Source organism: Cellulomonas marina (assembly GCF_900111925.1).
GTDB classification, from domain to species: domain Bacteria; phylum Actinomycetota; class Actinomycetes; order Actinomycetales; family Cellulomonadaceae; genus Cellulomonas; species Cellulomonas marina.
This window is the reverse complement of sequence record NZ_FOKA01000013.1, coordinates 39161-56598: the sequence shown is the minus strand read 5'-3', so window position 1 is coordinate 56598 and position 17438 is coordinate 39161. Positions and strand designations below refer to the sequence as shown.

Here is a 17438-nt window from a genome sequence, read left to right as displayed (position 1 = left end):
TCCGACGACGACAGGACGGACGACGACGATGAGTGACGCACGAGGCGGCCGCGGCCGCGGCCCCGGCACGGGTGGCGGCGGACGCGGCGGCGCGGGCGGCGGTGCCCGCGGCGGCGGCCGACCGGGGCAGGGCGCCGGACGTGGTGCCGGCCAGGGCGGCGCACGGGGCAGCGGTCAGGGCCGTGGCCGCGGCGGTCGTGACGGTGGTCAGGGCGGCGCGCGCGGCGCCGGTCCGTCCGGCGGCCGGGGCGCCGGCCGCGGCGACGAGCGTGGTGGCGGCCCGCGCGACGACCGCCGCCCGGGCGCACCCCGCGCGTCGTACGGCGCTCGTGACGACCGGCGTGACGACAGGCGTGACGACCGGCGTGACGACCGCCGTGACGACCGGCGTGACGACCGGCGTGACGACAGGCGTGACGACCGGCGTGACGACCGGCGTCCGGGCGCCTCGCGCGCGGGGTACGGGGCTCGTGACGACCGGCGCGACGACCGCCGTGACACCCGGCGTGACGACCGGGCCCCTGCGTCCCGGTCCGAGCGGGAGGGACGGCCGGAGCGCGAGGACCGGTCGTCGTCCGCGGGTCCGCGGGCAGCGTCGCGCGCCCCGGCGCGTGCCGGCGGCCGGGTGCCGGGCAAGGGCGGCCCCGGCCCGGGCGCCCGAGGCCAGCGCGGTGCTGCTGGTGCTGGTGCGGGCGCCGGTGCGCGTCGCCCGGCCGCGCGCGTCGCCGGCGCGCCGCGCGGTCCCCGCCCGGCGGCGCTGCCGGAGATCGACGTGCACGACCCGGACGGCACGCGCCTGCAGAAGGTCCTGGCGGCGGCGGGCCTCGGCTCGCGCCGCGCGTGCGAGAACCTCATCGCCTCCGGCCGCGTGACGGTGGACGGCAGCGTCGTCACCGAGCTCGGCGTGCGGGTCGACCCGCGGACCGCCGTCATCCACCTCGACGGCATGCGCGTGCAGCTCGACGAGTCGGCGGTGACGATCGCCCTGAACAAGCCCCGCGGCGTCGTCTCGACGATGCACGACGAGAACGGCCGGCCGTCGCTGGCCGACCTCGTCGCCGACCGCCCCGAGCGGCTGTTCCACGTCGGGCGCCTCGACGCCGAGACGGAGGGCCTGCTCCTGCTGACGAACGACGGCGAGCTCGCCAACCGGCTCGCGCACCCGGCGCACGGCGTGCCCAAGACGTACCTCGCGGAGGTCGAGGGCCGCGTCACGCCCGGCACGCTCGCGCGCCTGCAGGCCGGCGTCGAGCTCGAGGACGGCCCGGTGCACCCCGACAAGGTCCGCCTCGTGCAGCAGGTGGCGGGCGCGTCGCTCGTCGAGGTCGTGCTGCACGAGGGGCGCAACCGCGTCGTGCGTCGCCTCCTGGAGGAGGTGGGGCACCCGGTGACGAAGCTCGTGCGCACCCAGGTCGGCCCCATCCGGCTCGGCGACCTCAAGCCCGGCCGGACGCGCGTGCTCAGCCGCACGGAGGTGGGCTCGCTCATGACGTCGGTGGGGCTGTGACGGCCCCCGCCGCGGCGCACACCGCCGGCGTGCCGGCCCCGGCGACGGCCGGTCCTGTCCGCGTCGTGGGCACAGGGCTGCTCGGCGCGTCCGTCGGGCTGGCCCTCGTGCGCCTGGGCGTCGACGTCGTGCTGCACGACCCGAGCCGCACCGCGCTCGCCCTCGCCCGCGACGTGGGGGCCGGCCGGCCCGCGGCGCCCGACGACGCGGAGCCGGCGCTCGTCGTCGTCGCCGCGCCGCCGGACGTCACGTCCGACGTCGTGGCCGCGGAGCTCGCCGCCCACCCGCACGCGGTCGTCACGGACGTCGCGAGCGTCAAGGGGCACGTGCTCGCGGAGCTGCGCGAGGCCGGCGCGGACCTCGAGCGCTACGTCGGGTCCCACCCGATGGCGGGGCGCGAGCGCTCCGGACCCGCGGCGGCCGTGCCCGAGCTGTTCCTCGGGCGGCCGTGGGTCGTCGTCGGCTCGGGCCGGTCGCGGCCCGAGGCCCTGGCGGCCGTACGCGCGCTGGCGGTGGACCTCGGCGCGGTGCCGGTCGGCATGTCCGCCGACGAGCACGACGCCGCCGTCGCCCTCGTCTCCCACGTGCCGCAGGTCGCGGCGAGCCTCGTCGCGGGGCGGCTGCGGGAGGCCGACGACGCGGCGCTGCAGCTCGCCGGGCAGGGCCTGCGGGACGTCACCCGCATCGCGGCGTCCGACCCGGCGCTGTGGACCTCGATCCTCGCCGCCAACGCGGGCGCCGTGCGCGCGGTCCTGCTCGGGGTGCGCGAGGACCTCGACCGCGTGCTCGACGCGCTCGCCGCGGCCGACGCCGCGAGCGGGCCGGAGACGGTCCGACTCGGCGCGCTGGCTGCGCTGGCGGGCGCCGTCGCGGCCGGCAACGCCGGCGTCGCGCGCGTCCCGGGCAAGCACGGCGGTGCCTCGCGCCCCTACGCGCTCGTGCCCGTGCTGGTGCCGGACGCGCCGGGCGAGCTCGCGCGGCTGCTCACCGACGTGGGCGAGGCGGGGGTCAACCTCGAGGACCTCGAGCTCGAGCACGCCGCCGGCCGCCCGGTCGGCGTCGCCGTCATCTCGGTGCTGCCCGGCAGCGCCGAGCACCTGGAGGCGGAGCTGACGCGCCGCGGTTGGAGACTGGTCCGATGAGCACGGCAGGCGGCCCGCGGGGCCACGGCGACGTCAGCACCGGCGACGTCAGCACCGGCGACGTCAGCACCGACGACGGGCTCGTCGTCGCGGTCGACGGGCCCTCGGGCTCGGGCAAGTCGAGCGTGTCGCGGGCGGTCGCCCGCGCGCTGGGGCTCGCGTACCTCGACACGGGCGCGATGTACCGCGCGGCCACCCTGTGGTGCGTCCGGCAGGGGGTCGCGCTCGACGACGCCCCCGCCGTCACGGCGGCCGTGCGCGCGCTGCCGCTCGAGCAGGGCCTGGACCCCGAGGCGCCGACCGTGCTCCTCGACGGCGACGACGTGACTGCGGCGATCCGCACGACGGAGGTCTCCGCCGCCGTCAGCGCGGTCGCCACCAACCTCGACGCGCGCGCCGCGCTCGGCGACCGCCAGCGGGCCGTCATCGCGGCCGAGCGCACCGGCGGCTGGTCGGGCGGGCGCGGCGTCGTCGCCGAGGGGCGCGACATCACCACCGCCATCGCACCCGACGCCCCGGTCCGCGTCCTCCTCACCGCCAGCGAGGGGGCGCGCCTGCGCCGCCGCTCGCTCGAGGTGCACGGGACCGCCGACGCGGCGGCCGTCGCGGCGACGCACGACCAGGTGGTCCGGCGCGACGCGCAGGACTCCACCGTCGTCGAGTTCCGCACCGCGGCCGACGGCGTCGTCACCGTCGACAGCTCGGACCTCTCCTTCGAGGAGACGGTGGACGCGCTGCTCGCGGTCGTGCGCGCCGCGGGCCGGGCGTGAGCGGCGGGCCGCCGGCGGCGGTGTCCGGCGCGCCCGACGCGCCCGGTGCGTCCGGCGCACCCGCGGCGCCCGCCGCGTGGGGGCCGGTGTGGGCCCGGCAGGTCGGGCGGGCGCTGTCCCGCGGCTGGTGGGCGACGGAGGTGGTCGGCGCGGGACGCGTGCCGCGCACCGGTCCCGTGATCCTCGCCGCCAACCACACGGGCGTGGCCGACGGGCCGCTGCTCGTCGGGCTGTCGCCACGGCCGCTGCACATCCTCGTCAAGCAGGAGATGTTCCGCGGCCCGGTGGGGACCGTCCTGCGCCTGGCCGGGCAGATCAGCGTCGACCGCACCAACGGGCGGCCGGCGCTCGCCACGGGGCTGGCGGTGCTGCGCCGGGGCGGCGCTGTCGGCGTCTTCCCGGAGGGCACCCGCGGCAGCGGGGCGGTCGCCAGCGCGCGCGCAGGTGTCGCCTGGCTCGCCGTCAACGCCGGGGCGCCCGTCGTCCCCGTCGCGATCCTCGGCACCCGGCGCACGGGGGAGTCCTCCGGGCACGTGCCGCCGCCGCGGCGCCGGCTGCTGCTCGAGCTCGGCGAGCCGCTGGACGTCGGTCGGCGCCCCGGCGAGACGAGCCGCGACGCGGTCGGCCGCGCCGCGGAGGAGGTCCGGACCGCCCTGGCCGCGCTCGTCGTCGCCGCGTCGGAGCGCTCCGGGCTGCCCCTGCCGCTCGACGACCCCGGCGCGCGGCGCGCCCCCTGACGCCCGACGCGACCCCCGGCACGGCACTCGGCACGGCACTCGGCACGGCACTCGGCACGGCACTCGGCACGGCACTCGGCACGGCACTCGGGACGGGGCCGTCCGGCGCCCTCGCTCGGTGCCCTGCCACCTCGTACGCCCGCCGGTGCGCGGCGGGGGCCGGGCGCCTGGGATGATGGCCCCATGACCCTCGACGCGAGCGACGCCCCCGGCCCCGACGCCCCGGACCCGGTGGACGACGCGGAGCGCGAGCGCGCCCTGCGCGCCGGCCTCGCCGACTACGAGCTCGACGAGGCCGACCTCGCCCTCCTCGAGGGCGGCGACGACGACGACGAGCACGGCGGCGCCGACGCGGCCTGGCCCGTGCTGGCCGTCGTCGGGCGGCCGAACGTCGGCAAGTCGACCCTGGTCAACCGCATCCTCGGCCGGCGCGAGGCGGTCGTCGAGGACAAGCCCGGCGTCACCCGGGACCGCGTGAGCTACCCCGCGGAGTGGGCGGGCCGCGAGTTCACGCTCGTGGACACCGGCGGCTGGGAGGTCGACGTCGCCGGGATCGACGCGCGCGTGGCCGAGCAGGCCGAGGTGGCCATCTCCCTGGCGGACGCCGTCGTCTTCGTCGTCGACGCGACGGTCGGCTCGACGGACACCGACGAGCGCGTCGTCCGCCTGCTGCGCCGCTCGGGCAAGCCCGTCGTGCTCGCGGCCAACAAGGTCGACGGCCCCCGGGGTGAGGCGGAGGCGGCGGAGCTGTGGAGCCTCGGCCTCGGGCAGCCGTACCCCGTCTCGGCGCTGCACGGGCGCGGGACCGGGGACCTCCTCGACGCCGCGATGGACGCGCTGCCCGAGGTCACCGCGCACGGCCGGGCACCCGTGCGCGGCCCGCGGCGGGTGGCCCTCGTCGGGCGGCCGAACGTCGGCAAGTCCTCGCTGCTCAACAAGGTGCTGGGCGCCGAGCGGGTCGTCGTCGACGCCACCGCGGGCACCACCCGGGACCCGGTGGACGAGCTCGTCGAGCTCAAGGGCGTCCCCTACGTCTTCGTCGACACGGCCGGCATCCGGCGCCGCGTCCACCAGACCTCGGGGGCCGACTTCTACGCCTCGCTGCGCACGCAGGCCGCCATCGAGAAGGCCGAGGTGGCGGTCGTGCTGCTCGACGCCTCGGAGCCGATGACGGAGCAGGACACCCGCGTCATCCAGCAGGTCGTCGACGCCGGGCGCGCGCTCGTCATCGCCTACAACAAGTGGGACCTCATGGACGAGGACCGCCGGCCCTACCTCGAGCGCGAGATCGAGAAGGAGCTCGTGCAGATCCGCTGGGCGCCCCGCGTCAACGTCTCCGCGCGCACGGGCTGGCACACGGACCGGCTCGTGCCCGCGCTCGAGCGGTCCCTGGACTCGTGGGACACCCGCATCCCCACCGGCCGGCTCAACGCCTTCCTGGGTGAGCTCGTCGCCGCGCACCCGCACCCCCTGCGGGGCGGCAAGCAGCCGCGCATCCTCTTCGCCACCCAGGCCGCCACGCGGCCGCCGCGGTTCGTGGTGTTCGCGACCGGGTTCCTCGAGCCCCAGTACCGCCGGTTCATCGAGCGGCGGCTGCGGGAGGCGTTCGGGTTCGAGGGCACCCCGATCCAGGTCGCCGTCCGCGTGCGGGAGAAGCGCAAGCGCTGACGTCCGGCGGGCGGGGCGGGCAGGCCGTACCGTGCCGGGGACACCCGTCGTCGTCTCCCAGGAGGACCCGTGAAGCTCCGCCACGTCCCGCCCCGCCTCGCCGCCGGTGCGTACATCCTCAACTCCGGGCTGTCCAAGCGCGGCGGCGACGAGGGCACGGCCCAGGCGCTGCACGCGATGGCGGCCAACGCCTACCCGTTCCTCGAGGACGTCGAGCCGCGCACGTTCCTGCGGGCCCTGTCCGCCGCCGAGATCGCGCTGGGGGCGGCCCTGCTGCTCCCCGCGGTGCCGACGAAGCTGGCCGCGCTGGCCCTCGGTGCCTTCTCCGGCGGCCTCGTCGGCATGTACGCCCGGACGCCGGCTCTGCACGGCGAGGGGTACGACCTGCGGCCGAGCCCCGACGGCATCGGCGTGGCGAAGGACGTGTTCCTCGTCGGCATCGCGGCCAACCTGCTGCTCGACCGCGACTGAGGGACCGCGCCCGAGAGAGCGCGACGAAGGGCCCGCGCCCGGCGGGCGCGAGGAGGAGGGCGTCAGCCGGCCGCACCCGGCGGGACGCCCTCCTCCCAGTTCTCGGCCGTCTGCAGCACCCAGAACGCGGCGAAGAGCAGCAGCAGCACGAGCTCGACGACGAGCACCGTGCCGCGCGGGGGGTCGACCAGTCCCACCGCCTGCGCCCCTGCGAGCAGGGCCGCGGCCACCACCGTGCCGGCCATCCCGACCGCGATGGCGGCGTAGGCACCCGCGTACTGCCCGGGACGCAGGGCGCGCACCGAGACGCGGGTGCGGACGGCGCGCGCGTTGAGCGCCGCGACTCCGGCGACGAGGCCGAACAGCGCGACCGCGGCCACCCAGTGCGCGAGGAGCAGGAACGAGGGCCGGCCCAGCACGAACCAGACCGTCAGGGCGGCCCAGACGAGCGCGGCGACCGCCGTCCAGCGCAGCTCCTGCGTGCGTCCCGGCGAGCCCCGCCGTCGGCGCTGCACGAGCGCCGTGACGACCAGCAGGACCGTGCCGACGACGAGCAGCGCCGCGACCTGCACGCCGACGGCCTCCGCGGCGCCCGGCGGGAGGCACCGGCGGCCCGCGCAGCGGGGGTCGTCGGCGGCCAGCGGGGTCGGCGCCAGCCCGACGACGGGCGCCAGAAGACCGGCCAGGTTGAGCAGCCCGTCCTCCGTGCCGCGCCGTCCCCGGATGGCCAGCAGCGCCGTCCCGGTGGCGACGAGCACGCCGACCAGGACGTCCCGGACGGGCGTCCAGTAGGCGGCGCTGATGGAGTCGAGGACGACCGTGCCGCCGTGAGCGCCCGCGCCCGTCACCCGCAGCAGCACGAGCGCGAGCAGCAGGAGCAGGACCAGGCCTGCGACGCCGAGGCGGAGGAAGCGGTACGTCTCGACGGCGGGCCCCACCGGGCCATCCTCACCCGCCCCACCCACGTCCGCCCGGTCGGCTCACCTCCGGTCGACCCGCGCGCGGGCGCGGCCTCGTCGCCGTGCGCCCTGCGACGACACGCCCGTAGGGTCGCGAGGATGACCCCGCCGACGACCGCGCCGACGACCCCGCCGACGACCCCGCCGACGACCCCGCCGACGACGAGCACCCCGTCCGACGCCCCCACCGCCCGGGAGGTCGCCGACCGCTGGGTCGAGCGGCTCGCCGACCTCGACCCGGCGGTCGGCACCGGGCTGGGGATCCGCCCCGGGGACGACCGGATGCCGGACCTGTCCGCCGCCGGGCTCGCGGAGCGCGCGGCGGCGGCGCGGGCGGCCCTGGCCGAGCTCGAGGGGGCCGCCGTCCGCGACGACGACGACCGCCGGTGCGCCGCGCTGCTGCGCGAGCGGCTCACCGCGCAGCTCGCGGTGCACGAGGCCGGCGAGGACCTCGTGGCGCTGCGGCCGATCGGGTCGCCCGTGCAGGTGCTGCAGGGCATCTTCCTGCTCATGCCCCGGACCACGGAGGAGGACTGGGCGGCGGTGGCCGGCCGGCTGGGGCACGTGCGCGCCGCCGCGGGGTCGGTCCGTGACGCCCTCGCGCACGGGCTGGCCTCCGGGCACGTGAGCGCGCCGCGCCAGGTGGCCGCCGTCGTCGACCAGCTCGGGGCCTGGCTGCCGACGGCGGGGTCCCCGGGCTGGTACCACGAGCTCGTCGACGGGGCGCCGCCGGCGCTGGCCGACGACCTGCGCGCCGGTGCCGACGCGGCGACGGACGCGGTGGCCGGGCTGCGCACCTGGCTGGCCGAGCACTACGCGCCGCGGGCGGCGGGCGTCCCGGACGGCGTGGGCGCGGACCGGTACCGGCTGTCCGCGCGTCTGCACCTGGGCGCCGACGTGGACCTCGAGGAGGCCTACGCCTGGGGCTGGGAGGAGCTGGCGCGCATCGAGGCCGAGATGGCCGCGGAGGCCGGCCGCGTGCGCCCGGGAGCGGGCGTGCCCGAGGCACTGGCCCTGCTCGAGGCCGAGGGGGAGGCCGTCGAGGGCGTCGAGGAGGTCCGGCGGTACCTGCAGGGGCTCATGGACCGCGCGGTCGCCGAGCTCGACGGCACCGTCGTGGACGTGCCCGGGCCGGTGCGGCACGCGGAGGCGATGATCGCGCCGCCCGGCGCCGCCGCCGCGCCGTACTACACCCGCCCGTCGCTCGACTTCAGCCGGCCGGGGCGCACGTGGCTGCCCCCTCGGCCGCACCCGGTTCCCCGTGTGGGACCTGGTGAGCACCTGGTACCACGAGGGCGTCCCGGGGCACCACCTGCAGCTCGGCGCCTGGGCGCACCGGGCGGCGCAGCTCTCGCGCTACCAGGTGAGCATCGGGTCGGTGTCGGCGACGACCGAGGGGTGGGCCCTGTACGCCGAGCGGCTCATGGACGAGCTCGGCCACCTGCGGACGCCGGGGGAGCGGCTCGGCTACCTCGACGGGCAGCGCATGCGGGCCGTGCGCGTCGTGGTGGACATCGGCATGCACCTCGGGCTGCGCCTGCCCGCGGGGACCGGGCACGCGGGCGCGACCTGGACGCCGGAGCTCGGACGCGCGTTCTTCGGCGCCCGGAGCGGCTCCCCGGCGGCCTTCGTCGACAGCGAGGTGACGCGCTACCTCGGCTGGCCGGGGCAGGCCATCAGCTACAAGCTCGGCGAGCGCGCCTGGCTGCGGGGCCGCGACGCGGCCCGCGCGCGCCACGCCGCCGAGGGCCGGGACCTCGACCTGCGCGCGTGGCACACGGCCGCGCTCGGGCTGGGGTCCCTGGGCCTCGACGACCTGGAGGGCGAGCTCGCCCGGCTGTGACGACGGCCGGCCGCGCCGGCTGCGTCAGGGCGCGACGCAGGACCAGGGGGACGGGTCCGCAGGCGCGACGGTGGGCGTGGGCGTGGGCGTGGGCGTCGGGGTGGGCGTCGGGGTGGGCGTGGGCGTCGGCGTGGGCTTGGGCGACGCCGTGGGCGCGACGGTCGGCGCGACGGTGGGCGCCGGGGTCGGGCTGAGGGTCGGGCTGGGGGTCGGGCTCGCGGTCGCGGTCGGGCTGGGCGTCGGCGCCGGGCCGGGCACGGGCGCGACCGCGGTCGTGGGGTCGAGCAGGAGCTGCACCTCGACCGCCGAGAGCGTGGCCAGGTCCTTCGTCGCCGTGAAGGCGACGGTCAGCTCGCCGTCCGTGACCGGCACGTCCCGCGTGACGCTGTAGGCGGTGTCCTTGCCGACCGCGGCGACGAGGTCGAGGTCCTGCACGACGGGCGCACCCTCCGCCGCGACCGAGAAGACGCGCCGGCCCGGGGCGTCGTACCAGTTCTCGAGCATGTGCAGGGTGACGCGGTAGGTCCCGGCCTCGCCCACCGGCAGGCGCAGCGCGGACAGGCCGATGCGCAGGCGCGAGTAGAGGACGTCGTCGGTCGTGCCGGCGACCGGGCGGTCGGCGCTCGTCGTCCAGCGCCCGCCCACGGTGCCGCGCTCGGCCTCCCACGTGCGGCCCGCGCCGTCGACGAAGGGCGTGCTCTGCCCGGCGGTCACGCGGACGGGCGCCGGCGTCGGACGCACGAGCACCGCCTCGACCGCCGAGACGGTCGCCTCCCCCTTGCGCGCGGTGAACCCCAGGTCGAGCCGGCCGTCCTCGACGAGCACCGTGCGGCTGACGGTGTGCGCCGTCCGCGCCCCGGCGGTGGCGACGAGGTCGAGGTCGGTGACGAACGGCGTCCCCTCGGCCGCCACGGAGAACACCCGGGACCCGGCGGTGGCGTACCAGTTCTCCTGCAGGTGCAGCGTGACCCGGTAGACGCCGCCCGTCGGCAGCGCCAGCGACCACGACCCCAGGCCCGCCCGCAGGCGCTGGTAGAGGGCGTCGTCGTCCGTCCCGGCGACCGGCCCCGGGGTGACCGACGTCCAGCGGCCCCCGACCGTGCCGCGCTCGGGGTCCCACCGGCGGCCCGCGGTGTCCGTGTACGCCTGGTCGGACCCCGCCCGCACGCGCACGGCGGTCGTCGTGCCGGCGGCCGTGTCCGAGGCGGTCGCGGCGGGCACCGCCGGCAGCGCGGCGGCGGCGGTCGCGGGGGCGGCTCCGAGGACGGCGGTCAGCAGGGTGGCGGTACCGAGGGCGGCGCCGGTGAGCAAGGTCGTCAGGGAGCGTCGGGTGGCCATGCCACCATGTCGGCGCGACCGGGTGGTGCCCTTGAGGGACCCGCGCCCCCGAGCAGGGCGGACGGCGCACGGTTCACACGGTCGCGTGAACGGGCCGTACGCCCGGTCGGGTGACGGGTACAGGTGTGATCCTCGCCGCGTCCGGCGCCGTCGCCCGGCGCGCCGCCCGCCCGGGGCGCCGCTCGTCGGGCACCCTCTCGCTGGCCGCCGCCGACCGGCGCGGCGACGACAGGACCGTCGAAGGACCCGCAGTGATCAAGCAGACCCGCTCCCGCCAGGCCGGCACGTGCACCCTGACGTTCGCCCTCCCCGCGGAGGAGGTGACCGGGGCCGTCAGCGTCGTCGGCACCTTCAACGACTGGACGCCGGGGCAGCACGTGCTCAAGCGCCGGTCGAACGGCACGGCGAGCGCGTCCGTCGTCGTCCCCGGCGGCACGACGGTCCGGTTCCGCTACCTCGCGGAGCACGGGCGCTGGTTCGACGACCACGCCGCCGACGTGGTGACCGCCGACGGGAGCGTCGTCCACGTCTGACCGCTGGTGCGCGGCCCGGGCCGGGGGCACGCTGCTCGGGTGGACGGCTACGCGCACGACGGGCTGACCTTCCGGGTGCGGGACGCGGGCGACCCCGCGGGCGCGGCGGTCGTGCTGCTGCACGGGTTCCCGCAGGACGGCTCGGCGTACGACGCGGTCGTGCCGCTCCTGGTCGGGCACGGGCTGCGCGTGCTCGCGCCCGACCAGCGCGGGTACTCCCCGGGCGCGCGGCCGCGGGGGCGGGCGCCGTACCGGCTCGACCGCCTCGTCGGCGACGTCGTGGCGCTGCTCGACGCGGCGGGCGTGGACCGGGCCGTCGTCGCCGGGCACGACTGGGGCGGCGCCGTCGCCTGGGACCTGGCGGGGCGGCACCCCGCACGCGTGCGCGGCCTCGTGGCGCTGTCGACCCCGCACCCCGCGGCGATGGTCGCGGCGCTGACGCGCAGCACCCAGGCGCTGCGCTCGTCGTACATGGCCGCGTTCCAGGTGCCCGCCCTGCCCGAGCGGGCGCTCCTCGCGCACGACGGCGCGCGGCTGCGGCGCGCGCTCGTCGCGTCGGGCCTGGAGCCCGCGCGCGCCGACCGCTACGTCGCGCGGATGCGGGAGCCGGGCGCCCTCACCGCCGCGCTGGCCTGGTACCGCGCGCTGCCGCTGCCCGGTGGCGGCGGCGGGGGACCGACGCGCGTGCCGACGACGTACCTGTACGGCGAGGACGACCCGTTCTTCGCGCCCGCCGGCGTGGTGGCGACCGCCCGGTTCGTGCGCGCGCCGTTCCGCTCGGTGCGGGTGCCCGGTGGCCACTGGGTCCCGGAGGGCCACCCCGCGGCCGTGGCCGCGGCCGTCGTCGAGCTCGCCGGCGCGCGGTAGCGCGTGACGGTCGAGCCGGTCGTCCTCGTCCTCAGTCGTCGACGAGCTCGAACAGCTCCTCGAGCGCCATCATCGACACGAGCGTCCCCAGCTCGGTGTGCCGGTGGTGCTCCAGCCGCAGGCGACGCGGCAGGAAGGGCCGGGCCAGCCGGATGAGGAACGACAGGCCCGAGGAGTCGATGAACGTCAGCCCGCGCAGGTCGACGCTGGCGCTCGTGCCGTCGCGGGCGACGATGGGCGGGATCGTCGCGTGCCGCAGGACCGTCTCCACGTCGACGGCCCCGCGCATGACGACGTAGGCGTGGCCCTCGAAGAAGGACACGCTGATCGTCCCCTCCTCGGTCGCGGCTGCCGCGTCGTCGTGGCCCATCACGCCATGGTGCGGCACGGGCCCGGGATCGGCAGCGCCAGCCGGGGCGGCCGGTCCCTCAGCGGGCGGCCGCGCCGTCCTGCCGGAAGACGGTGGCCATGCGGGCCTGCTCCTCGAGCACCTCGGTGATGCGCGCCTGCACGGTGTCGAGCTGCCCGACGATCTCGCTCGTCGCGTGGATGCCCGCCGCGACGGCCCGGCTGCTGCCCTGGATGCCCGCGATCTGGGCGGCGACGCGCTGGGTGGCGGCCGCGGTCTCGCTGGCCAGCGCCTTCACCTCGCCCGCGACGACGGCGAACCCGCGCCCGACGTCGCCGGCCCGGGCCGCCTCGATCGTCGCGTTGAGGGCGAGCAGGTTCGTCTGGGCGGCGATGGTGGTGATGACCTTGATGACGTCGCCGATCGCCGCGGAGGCGGCCCCGAGGGCCTCGACCTCGGTGCGCATGGCCGCGCTGCGCCCGACGGCCTCCTGCGCGACCGTCCCGGCGTCGCGGGCCGCCGCGCGCAGCTGCGACACCGTCTGCAGCAGCACCTCCGCGTTGCGGGCGTCGGCCGAGGACCGCCGCAGCACCGACAGGCGCTGCGACACGAGCTGGGCGACGTTGCGCAGCGCCGCCGTGCGCGACGCGGACAGCGCGATGGACTCCGTCGTGAAGAAGTCCATGGTCCCCACGACGACGTCGCCGTCGGTGATGGGGAAGCAGACCCCCGAGCGCACCCCGGCCCGCCGGGCGGCCGGCGCCCGCACGCAGTCGGAGACGTCGGCCAGGTCCGGGACGAACACCAGGTCCCGCGCACGCCACGCCCGGCCGGACAGGCCGACGCCCTCCGCGAAGGAGGCCTGCTCGGTCACGCGGCGGAACTCCGCGCCGGCGGTCCCCGACTCCAGGGCGAAGCGCAGGACGGCCGCCTCCGGGTCCAGCGCCCAGAACGAGCCGTAGGCCCACCCGAAGGCGGTGCGGACGGACTCCAGCGCCGCACGCACGGCCGACGCCTCGTCGGTCGCCGCGCTGACCTGGCCGACGACCGTGGTCACCGCCTCGCGGTCGGCCAGGGTCTCCTGCATCTCGGAGGCCGCGAGCGCCTGCCGCCGGGCCAGCGTCGCGATCCGGCTGATCGCCGACCACTTGTCGTCCGCGAAGCGCGGCAGCGGGTCCTCGCCGTAGAACTCCATGACGCCGACGACGTCGCCCTCGTCCATCATGGGCACGGCCGCGCCCGCCACCATGCCGGCGGCGGCGGCCGCGGCCCACCGGGGGCAGGCCCCGCGGTCGGCGGCCTCGTCCGCCCGGACGAGCACGGGGCGCCGCCCCCGCGCGGCGCGCTGGAGGATGCCGCCGTCGGCGGACGTCGCGCCCGCCCCGGCGCCGAGCACCGAGGTCAGCCGTCCGGTCTCGTACGCGAGGGTCAGCGACCCGTCCCGGGCCGGCACCCACCGGGCCCCGTACGCCAGGCCGAGGGTGCGGACCATCGCGTCGGTGAGCTTCACGCGGGCGTCCTGCGCGTCGCGCACCCCGTCGTCGAAGGCCAGCAGGGCCTGCTCGAGGGCCTCGACGTCGCGCGGGAACGGCAGGGCGGCGGCGGGCGCGGCCGGCGTGCGGCGCAGGAACATGGCGAACCTCTCGTCGACGTGGGGTCGCGCAGCGCTCGGGACGCGGCGTGGTCGTCGCGGTCCCGATCGTCCGGGGATCGGCGTCGCTGAGGGATCGGCGGCACCGTCGTCGACCTGGCGTCGGCGCACGCCGTGGACCCGGGGTTAGGCTCGTCGCGATGATGCGTCCCCCTGCGACGACCGTCGGCGAGCTGCGGGCCTCGGGCCACGAGCTGCGCACGGTCCGGGCCGAGCTCCGCGAGAACCTCCTGGCTGCGCTGCGCGAGGGGCGGGACCCCTGGCCGGGCATCCACGGCTTCGAGCACACCGTCGTCCCCCAGCTCGAGCGCGCCCTGCTCGCGGGGCACGACGTGGTGCTCCTCGGCGAGCGGGGGCAGGGCAAGACCCGGCTGCTGCGCACGCTCGTCGGGCTGCTCGACGAGTGGTCGCCGGTGATCGAGGGCTCCGAGATCGGCGAGCACCCGTTCGACCCCATCACGGCGGCGAGCCGGCGCCGCGCCGACGAGCTCGGCGACGACCTGCCCATCACGTGGCGGCACCGCGAGGAGCGGTACGTGGAGAAGCTGGCGACGCCGGACACCTCGGTGGCCGACCTGATCGGCGACGTGGACCCCGTCAAGGTCGCCGAGGGCCGCACGCTGGGCGACCCGGAGACGATCCACTTCGGCCTCGTCCCGCGCAGCCACCGCGGCATCGTCGCCATCAACGAGCTCCCCGACCTCGCCGAGCGCATCCAGGTCGCGATGCTCAACGTCATGGAGGAGCGCGACGTGCAGGTCCGCGGCTACGTGCTGCGCCTGCCCCTCGACGTCCTCGTCGTCGCGAGCGCGAACCCCGAGGACTACACCAACCGCGGGCGCATCATCACGCCGCTGAAGGACCGGTTCGGCGCGGAGATCCGCACGCACTACCCCCTCTCGCTGGCCGACGAGGTCGCGGTGGTCCGGCAGGAGGCGACCCTCGTCGCCGACGTGCCCGACCACCTGCTCGAGGTCCTGGCCCGGTTCACCCGGGCGCTGCGCGAGTCCAGCGCGGTCGACCAGCGCAGCGGCGTCAGCGCGCGGTTCGCGATCGCCGGCGCCGAGACCGTGGCCGCGGCCGCGCTGCACCGGGCGGCCCGGCAGGGCGAGGACGAGGCCGTGGCCCGGCCCGTCGACCTCGAGACCGCCGTGGAGGTGCTCGGCGGCAAGATCGAGTTCGAGCAGGGCGAGGAGGGTCGCGAGGACGAGGTGCTCGACCACCTCCTCCGGATGGCGACGGCCGAGACGGTCCGCGAGCACCTGCGCGGCCTGGACCTGACGCCCCTCGTCGCCGCCATCACGGGTGGCGCCCTGGTGAGCACGGGCGAGCAGGTCGCGGCCGCGGCGTTCCTGGCCGGTCTGCCCGACCTCGGGGAGCTCCCGCTGTACGACGAGATCGCCGACCGCCTGGGCGGCGACACCCCGGGGCGTCGCGCCGGGGCGGTCGAGCTGGCCCTCGAGGGGCTGTACCTGTCGCGCCGGATCAGCAAGGAGACCGGTGACGGCGAGACGGTCTACGGGTAGGGCGGGTTGACATGGTGCGGGCGAACCGGCGGCTGACGCGGTTCTCGCGGTACCGGCCGTACACCGACGGCCCGGACCCGCTGGCACCGCCCGTGGACCTGCGCGCCGCCCTCGACGCGATCGGCGAGGACGTCATGGCGGGGTCGTCCGCCGAGGGGGCGCTGCGCGAGCTGCTGCGGCGGGGCGCCGGTGACGGGCCGGGCCTGGACGACCTCGCCCGGCGGGTGGCCGAGCGCCGCCGCGAGCTGGTCGGGCGGCACCGCCTGGACGGCACGCTGGAGGAGGTCCGGCAGATCCTCGAACGGGCCCTGCGCGCCGAGCGCGGGCAGCTCGCCCGCGACGTCGACATGGACGAGGGCGACCGGGCGCTGGCACAGATGCAGCTCGACGCGCTGCCGCCGTCGCCCGCCGGCGCGGTCCGGGAGCTGGCGTCCTACCCGTGGCGCAGCGCCGAGGCGCGGGCGGAGTACGAGCGGATCGCCGACCTGCTCGGCCGCGAGATGCTCGACCAGCGCTTCGCCGGCATGAAGCAGGCCCTCGAGGGCGCGACGGACGCCGACCGCGCCGACCTCGAGCAGATGCTCGACGACCTCGACGACCTGCTGGCGGCCCACGCGCGCGGCGAGGACACGACCGGGGCGCTGGAGAGGTTCCTCGACCGGCACGGGGAGCACTTCCCGGAGCGTCCCGGGTCCGTCGACGAGCTGCTCGACACCCTCGCGCAGCGCGCCGCCGCGGCCGGGCGGCTGCGCAACTCGCTCACGCGGGAGCAGCGCCGCGAGCTCGACGCGCTGGCGCAGGGCGCGTTCGGCTCCCCGGGCCTGGCCGAGCGGCTCGCGCGCCTGGACGGCACGCTGCGGTCCCTGCGACCGGGCGAGGACTGGTCGGGGTCGGAGCGGCTCGACGGCGACGAGGGCGTCGGCCTGGGCGAGGGCGTCGGCGTGCTGTCGGACCTCGCGGACCTCGACGCGCTGGCCGAGCAGCTCGCGCAGGCCCACCCCGGGGCGAGCCTGGACGACCTGGACCTGGAGACGCTGGCGCGCCAGCTGGGCCCCGACGTCGCGGTCGACGCGCGCGCCCTGCAGCGCCTCGAGGAGGCCCTGCGCTCGTCGGGGGCGCTGCGCCGCGGCGCCGACGGCCGGCTGGCGCTGTCGCCGAAGGCCATGCGCCTGCTGGGCAAGGGCATCCTCCGGGACCTGACGGGGACGCTGTCGGCGCGCGCCGGTGCCCACGACCTCGACCGGGCGGGAGCCGCGGGGGAGCGGTCCGGGTCGACGCGGGAGTGGGCCTTCGGCGACACCGAGCCGTGGGACGTCACGCGGACGCTGACCAACGCCGTGCTGCGCCGGGCCGGCGAGGGCGGGCCGGCGGACGGTCGCCTGCGGATCGACGTGCGCGACGTGGAGGTGCAGGAGACCGAGGCCCGGACGCGGGCGTGCGTGGCGCTGCTGGTCGACACGTCGTTCTCCATGGCGATGGAGGGCCGCTGGGTGCCGATGAAGCGCACCGCCCTGGCGCTGCACACGCTCGTGTCGAGCCGGTTCCGCGGCGACGCGCTGCAGCTCGTCGGGTTCGGCCGCACCGCGGCGGTCATGCCCGTGGAGGCCCTCGTCGGGCTCGACGCGCAGTGGGAGCAGGGCACGAACCTGCACCACGCGCTGCTGCTGGCCAACCGGCACTTCCGCCGGCACCCGGACGCCCGCCCGGTCCTGCTCGTCGTGACGGACGGGGAGCCCACGGCGCACCTGCAGCCCGACGGCGAGGCGGTCTTCCAGTACCCCCCGGACCCGCGGACCATCGCCCTGGCGGTGCACGAGCTGGACGCCGCGGCCCGCCTCGGCGCCCGCACGACCGTGTTCCGGCTCGGTGACGACCCGGGGCTGGCCCGCTTCGTCGACGGCATCGCCCGCCGGGTCGGCGGCACCGTCGTCGCGCCGCGCGCGGAGGACCTCGGCGCGGCGGTCATCGGCTCCTACCTCGGCTCCCGGTCCGAGGACGGGCGCGGCGGACGCGGCGACGGCCCCGACGACGCGCTGCGCGGACGTGGCGGCCGCTGGTCCCGCTAGAGCCGGACCGG

The 17438-nt window shown here is 77.8% G+C and carries 15 protein-coding genes and 1 pseudogene; 12 read left to right on the top strand and 4 right to left on the bottom strand.

Translation table 11 applies throughout. The features are described 5' to 3' along the window. The first annotated feature begins 772 nt into the window (after positions 1 to 772). The 6 genes from BM048_RS13780 (at position 773) to BM048_RS13755 (ending at position 6295) form a co-directional block, all read left to right on the top strand. The gene (locus tag BM048_RS13780) at positions 773 to 1507 is read left to right on the top strand and encodes a pseudouridine synthase (protein ID WP_373308431.1); all 735 of its coding nucleotides are present in this window, start codon (positions 773 to 775) and stop codon (positions 1505 to 1507) included. Then, positions 1504 to 2649 (top strand): prephenate dehydrogenase, encoded by a 1146-nt coding sequence (locus tag BM048_RS13775; protein ID WP_239078867.1) that lies wholly within the window; start codon positions 1504 to 1506, stop codon positions 2647 to 2649. The genes BM048_RS13780 and BM048_RS13775 overlap by 4 nt, the downstream gene beginning before the upstream one ends. Continuing rightward, positions 2646 to 3419: a (d)CMP kinase gene (gene cmk / locus BM048_RS13770; RefSeq protein WP_090033916.1), complete on the top strand. Its 774-nt coding sequence runs from the start codon at positions 2646 to 2648 to the stop codon at positions 3417 to 3419. The genes BM048_RS13775 and cmk overlap by 4 nt, the downstream gene beginning before the upstream one ends. Continuing rightward, positions 3416 to 4156: a lysophospholipid acyltransferase family protein gene (locus BM048_RS13765; RefSeq protein ID WP_239078866.1), complete on the top strand. Its 741-nt coding sequence runs from the start codon at positions 3416 to 3418 to the stop codon at positions 4154 to 4156. The genes cmk and BM048_RS13765 overlap by 4 nt, the downstream gene beginning before the upstream one ends. A 183-nt stretch (positions 4157 to 4339) precedes the next feature. Beyond that, a complete protein-coding gene (der, locus tag BM048_RS13760; RefSeq protein WP_090033914.1) occupies positions 4340 to 5824 on the top strand; it encodes a ribosome biogenesis GTPase Der in 1485 nt (494 codons plus the stop codon). A 69-nt stretch (positions 5825 to 5893) separates the two neighbouring features. Then, positions 5894 to 6295, top strand: coding sequence for a MauE/DoxX family redox-associated membrane protein (locus tag BM048_RS13755; RefSeq protein WP_090033913.1), 402 nt, complete (start codon positions 5894 to 5896; stop codon positions 6293 to 6295). Between the two features lie 62 nt (positions 6296 to 6357). Here the strand turns inward: BM048_RS13755 and BM048_RS13750 are convergent, their stop codons facing one another. Beyond that, positions 6358 to 7233, bottom strand: a complete 876-nt coding sequence (locus BM048_RS13750; protein ID WP_090033912.1) for a hypothetical protein — start codon at positions 7231 to 7233, stop codon at positions 6358 to 6360. A gap of 120 nt (positions 7234 to 7353) precedes the next feature. Between BM048_RS13750 and BM048_RS19070 the strand changes: the two are divergent. Beyond that, a pseudogene (locus BM048_RS19070) lies at positions 7354 to 8430 on the top strand (DUF885 family protein); the annotation flags it as partial. An 85-nt stretch (positions 8431 to 8515) separates the two neighbouring features. Further along, entirely contained in the window at positions 8516 to 9097 is a 582-nt protein-coding gene (locus BM048_RS19065) for a DUF885 domain-containing protein (protein ID WP_203708870.1), read from the top strand. 24 nt (positions 9098 to 9121) lie between these two features. Here the strand turns inward: BM048_RS19065 and BM048_RS13740 are convergent, their stop codons facing one another. Beyond that, positions 9122 to 10435 (bottom strand): malectin domain-containing carbohydrate-binding protein, encoded by a 1314-nt coding sequence (locus BM048_RS13740; RefSeq protein ID WP_090033910.1) that lies wholly within the window; start codon positions 10433 to 10435, stop codon positions 9122 to 9124. Positions 10436 to 10545: 110 nt separating this feature from the next. On the opposite strand from BM048_RS13740, the gene BM048_RS13735 reads away from it, so the two are divergent. Further along, entirely contained in the window at positions 10546 to 10968 is a 423-nt protein-coding gene (locus tag BM048_RS13735; protein WP_239078865.1) for an isoamylase early set domain-containing protein, read from the top strand. Between the two features lie 39 nt (positions 10969 to 11007). Then, positions 11008 to 11835 carry an alpha/beta fold hydrolase gene (locus BM048_RS13730; RefSeq protein ID WP_090033908.1) on the top strand — a complete coding sequence of 276 codons (828 nt, stop codon included), beginning with the start codon at positions 11008 to 11010 and terminating at the stop codon, positions 11833 to 11835. A gap of 31 nt (positions 11836 to 11866) precedes the next feature. On the opposite strand, the gene BM048_RS13725 is transcribed toward BM048_RS13730, so the two are convergent. Then, on the bottom strand, positions 11867 to 12205 hold the full coding sequence (locus BM048_RS13725) for an STAS domain-containing protein (protein ID WP_090033907.1): 339 nt from the start codon (positions 12203 to 12205) through the stop codon (positions 11867 to 11869). Positions 12206 to 12263: 58 nt separating this feature from the next. Further along, positions 12264 to 13817, bottom strand: coding sequence for a GAF domain-containing protein (locus BM048_RS13720; RefSeq protein ID WP_090033905.1), 1554 nt, complete (start codon positions 13815 to 13817; stop codon positions 12264 to 12266). A 158-nt stretch (positions 13818 to 13975) separates the two neighbouring features. On the opposite strand from BM048_RS13720, the gene BM048_RS13715 reads away from it, so the two are divergent. Both BM048_RS13715 and BM048_RS13710 read left to right on the top strand, forming a co-directional pair. After that, complete coding sequence (locus BM048_RS13715) at positions 13976 to 15361, top strand: magnesium chelatase ATPase subunit I (protein ID WP_090033904.1); 1386 nt, start codon at positions 13976 to 13978, stop codon at positions 15359 to 15361. An 11-nt stretch (positions 15362 to 15372) separates the two neighbouring features. Beyond that, complete coding sequence (locus tag BM048_RS13710) at positions 15373 to 17427, top strand: vWA domain-containing protein (RefSeq protein ID WP_090033902.1); 2055 nt, start codon at positions 15373 to 15375, stop codon at positions 17425 to 17427. Positions 17428 to 17438 lie beyond the last annotated feature (11 nt).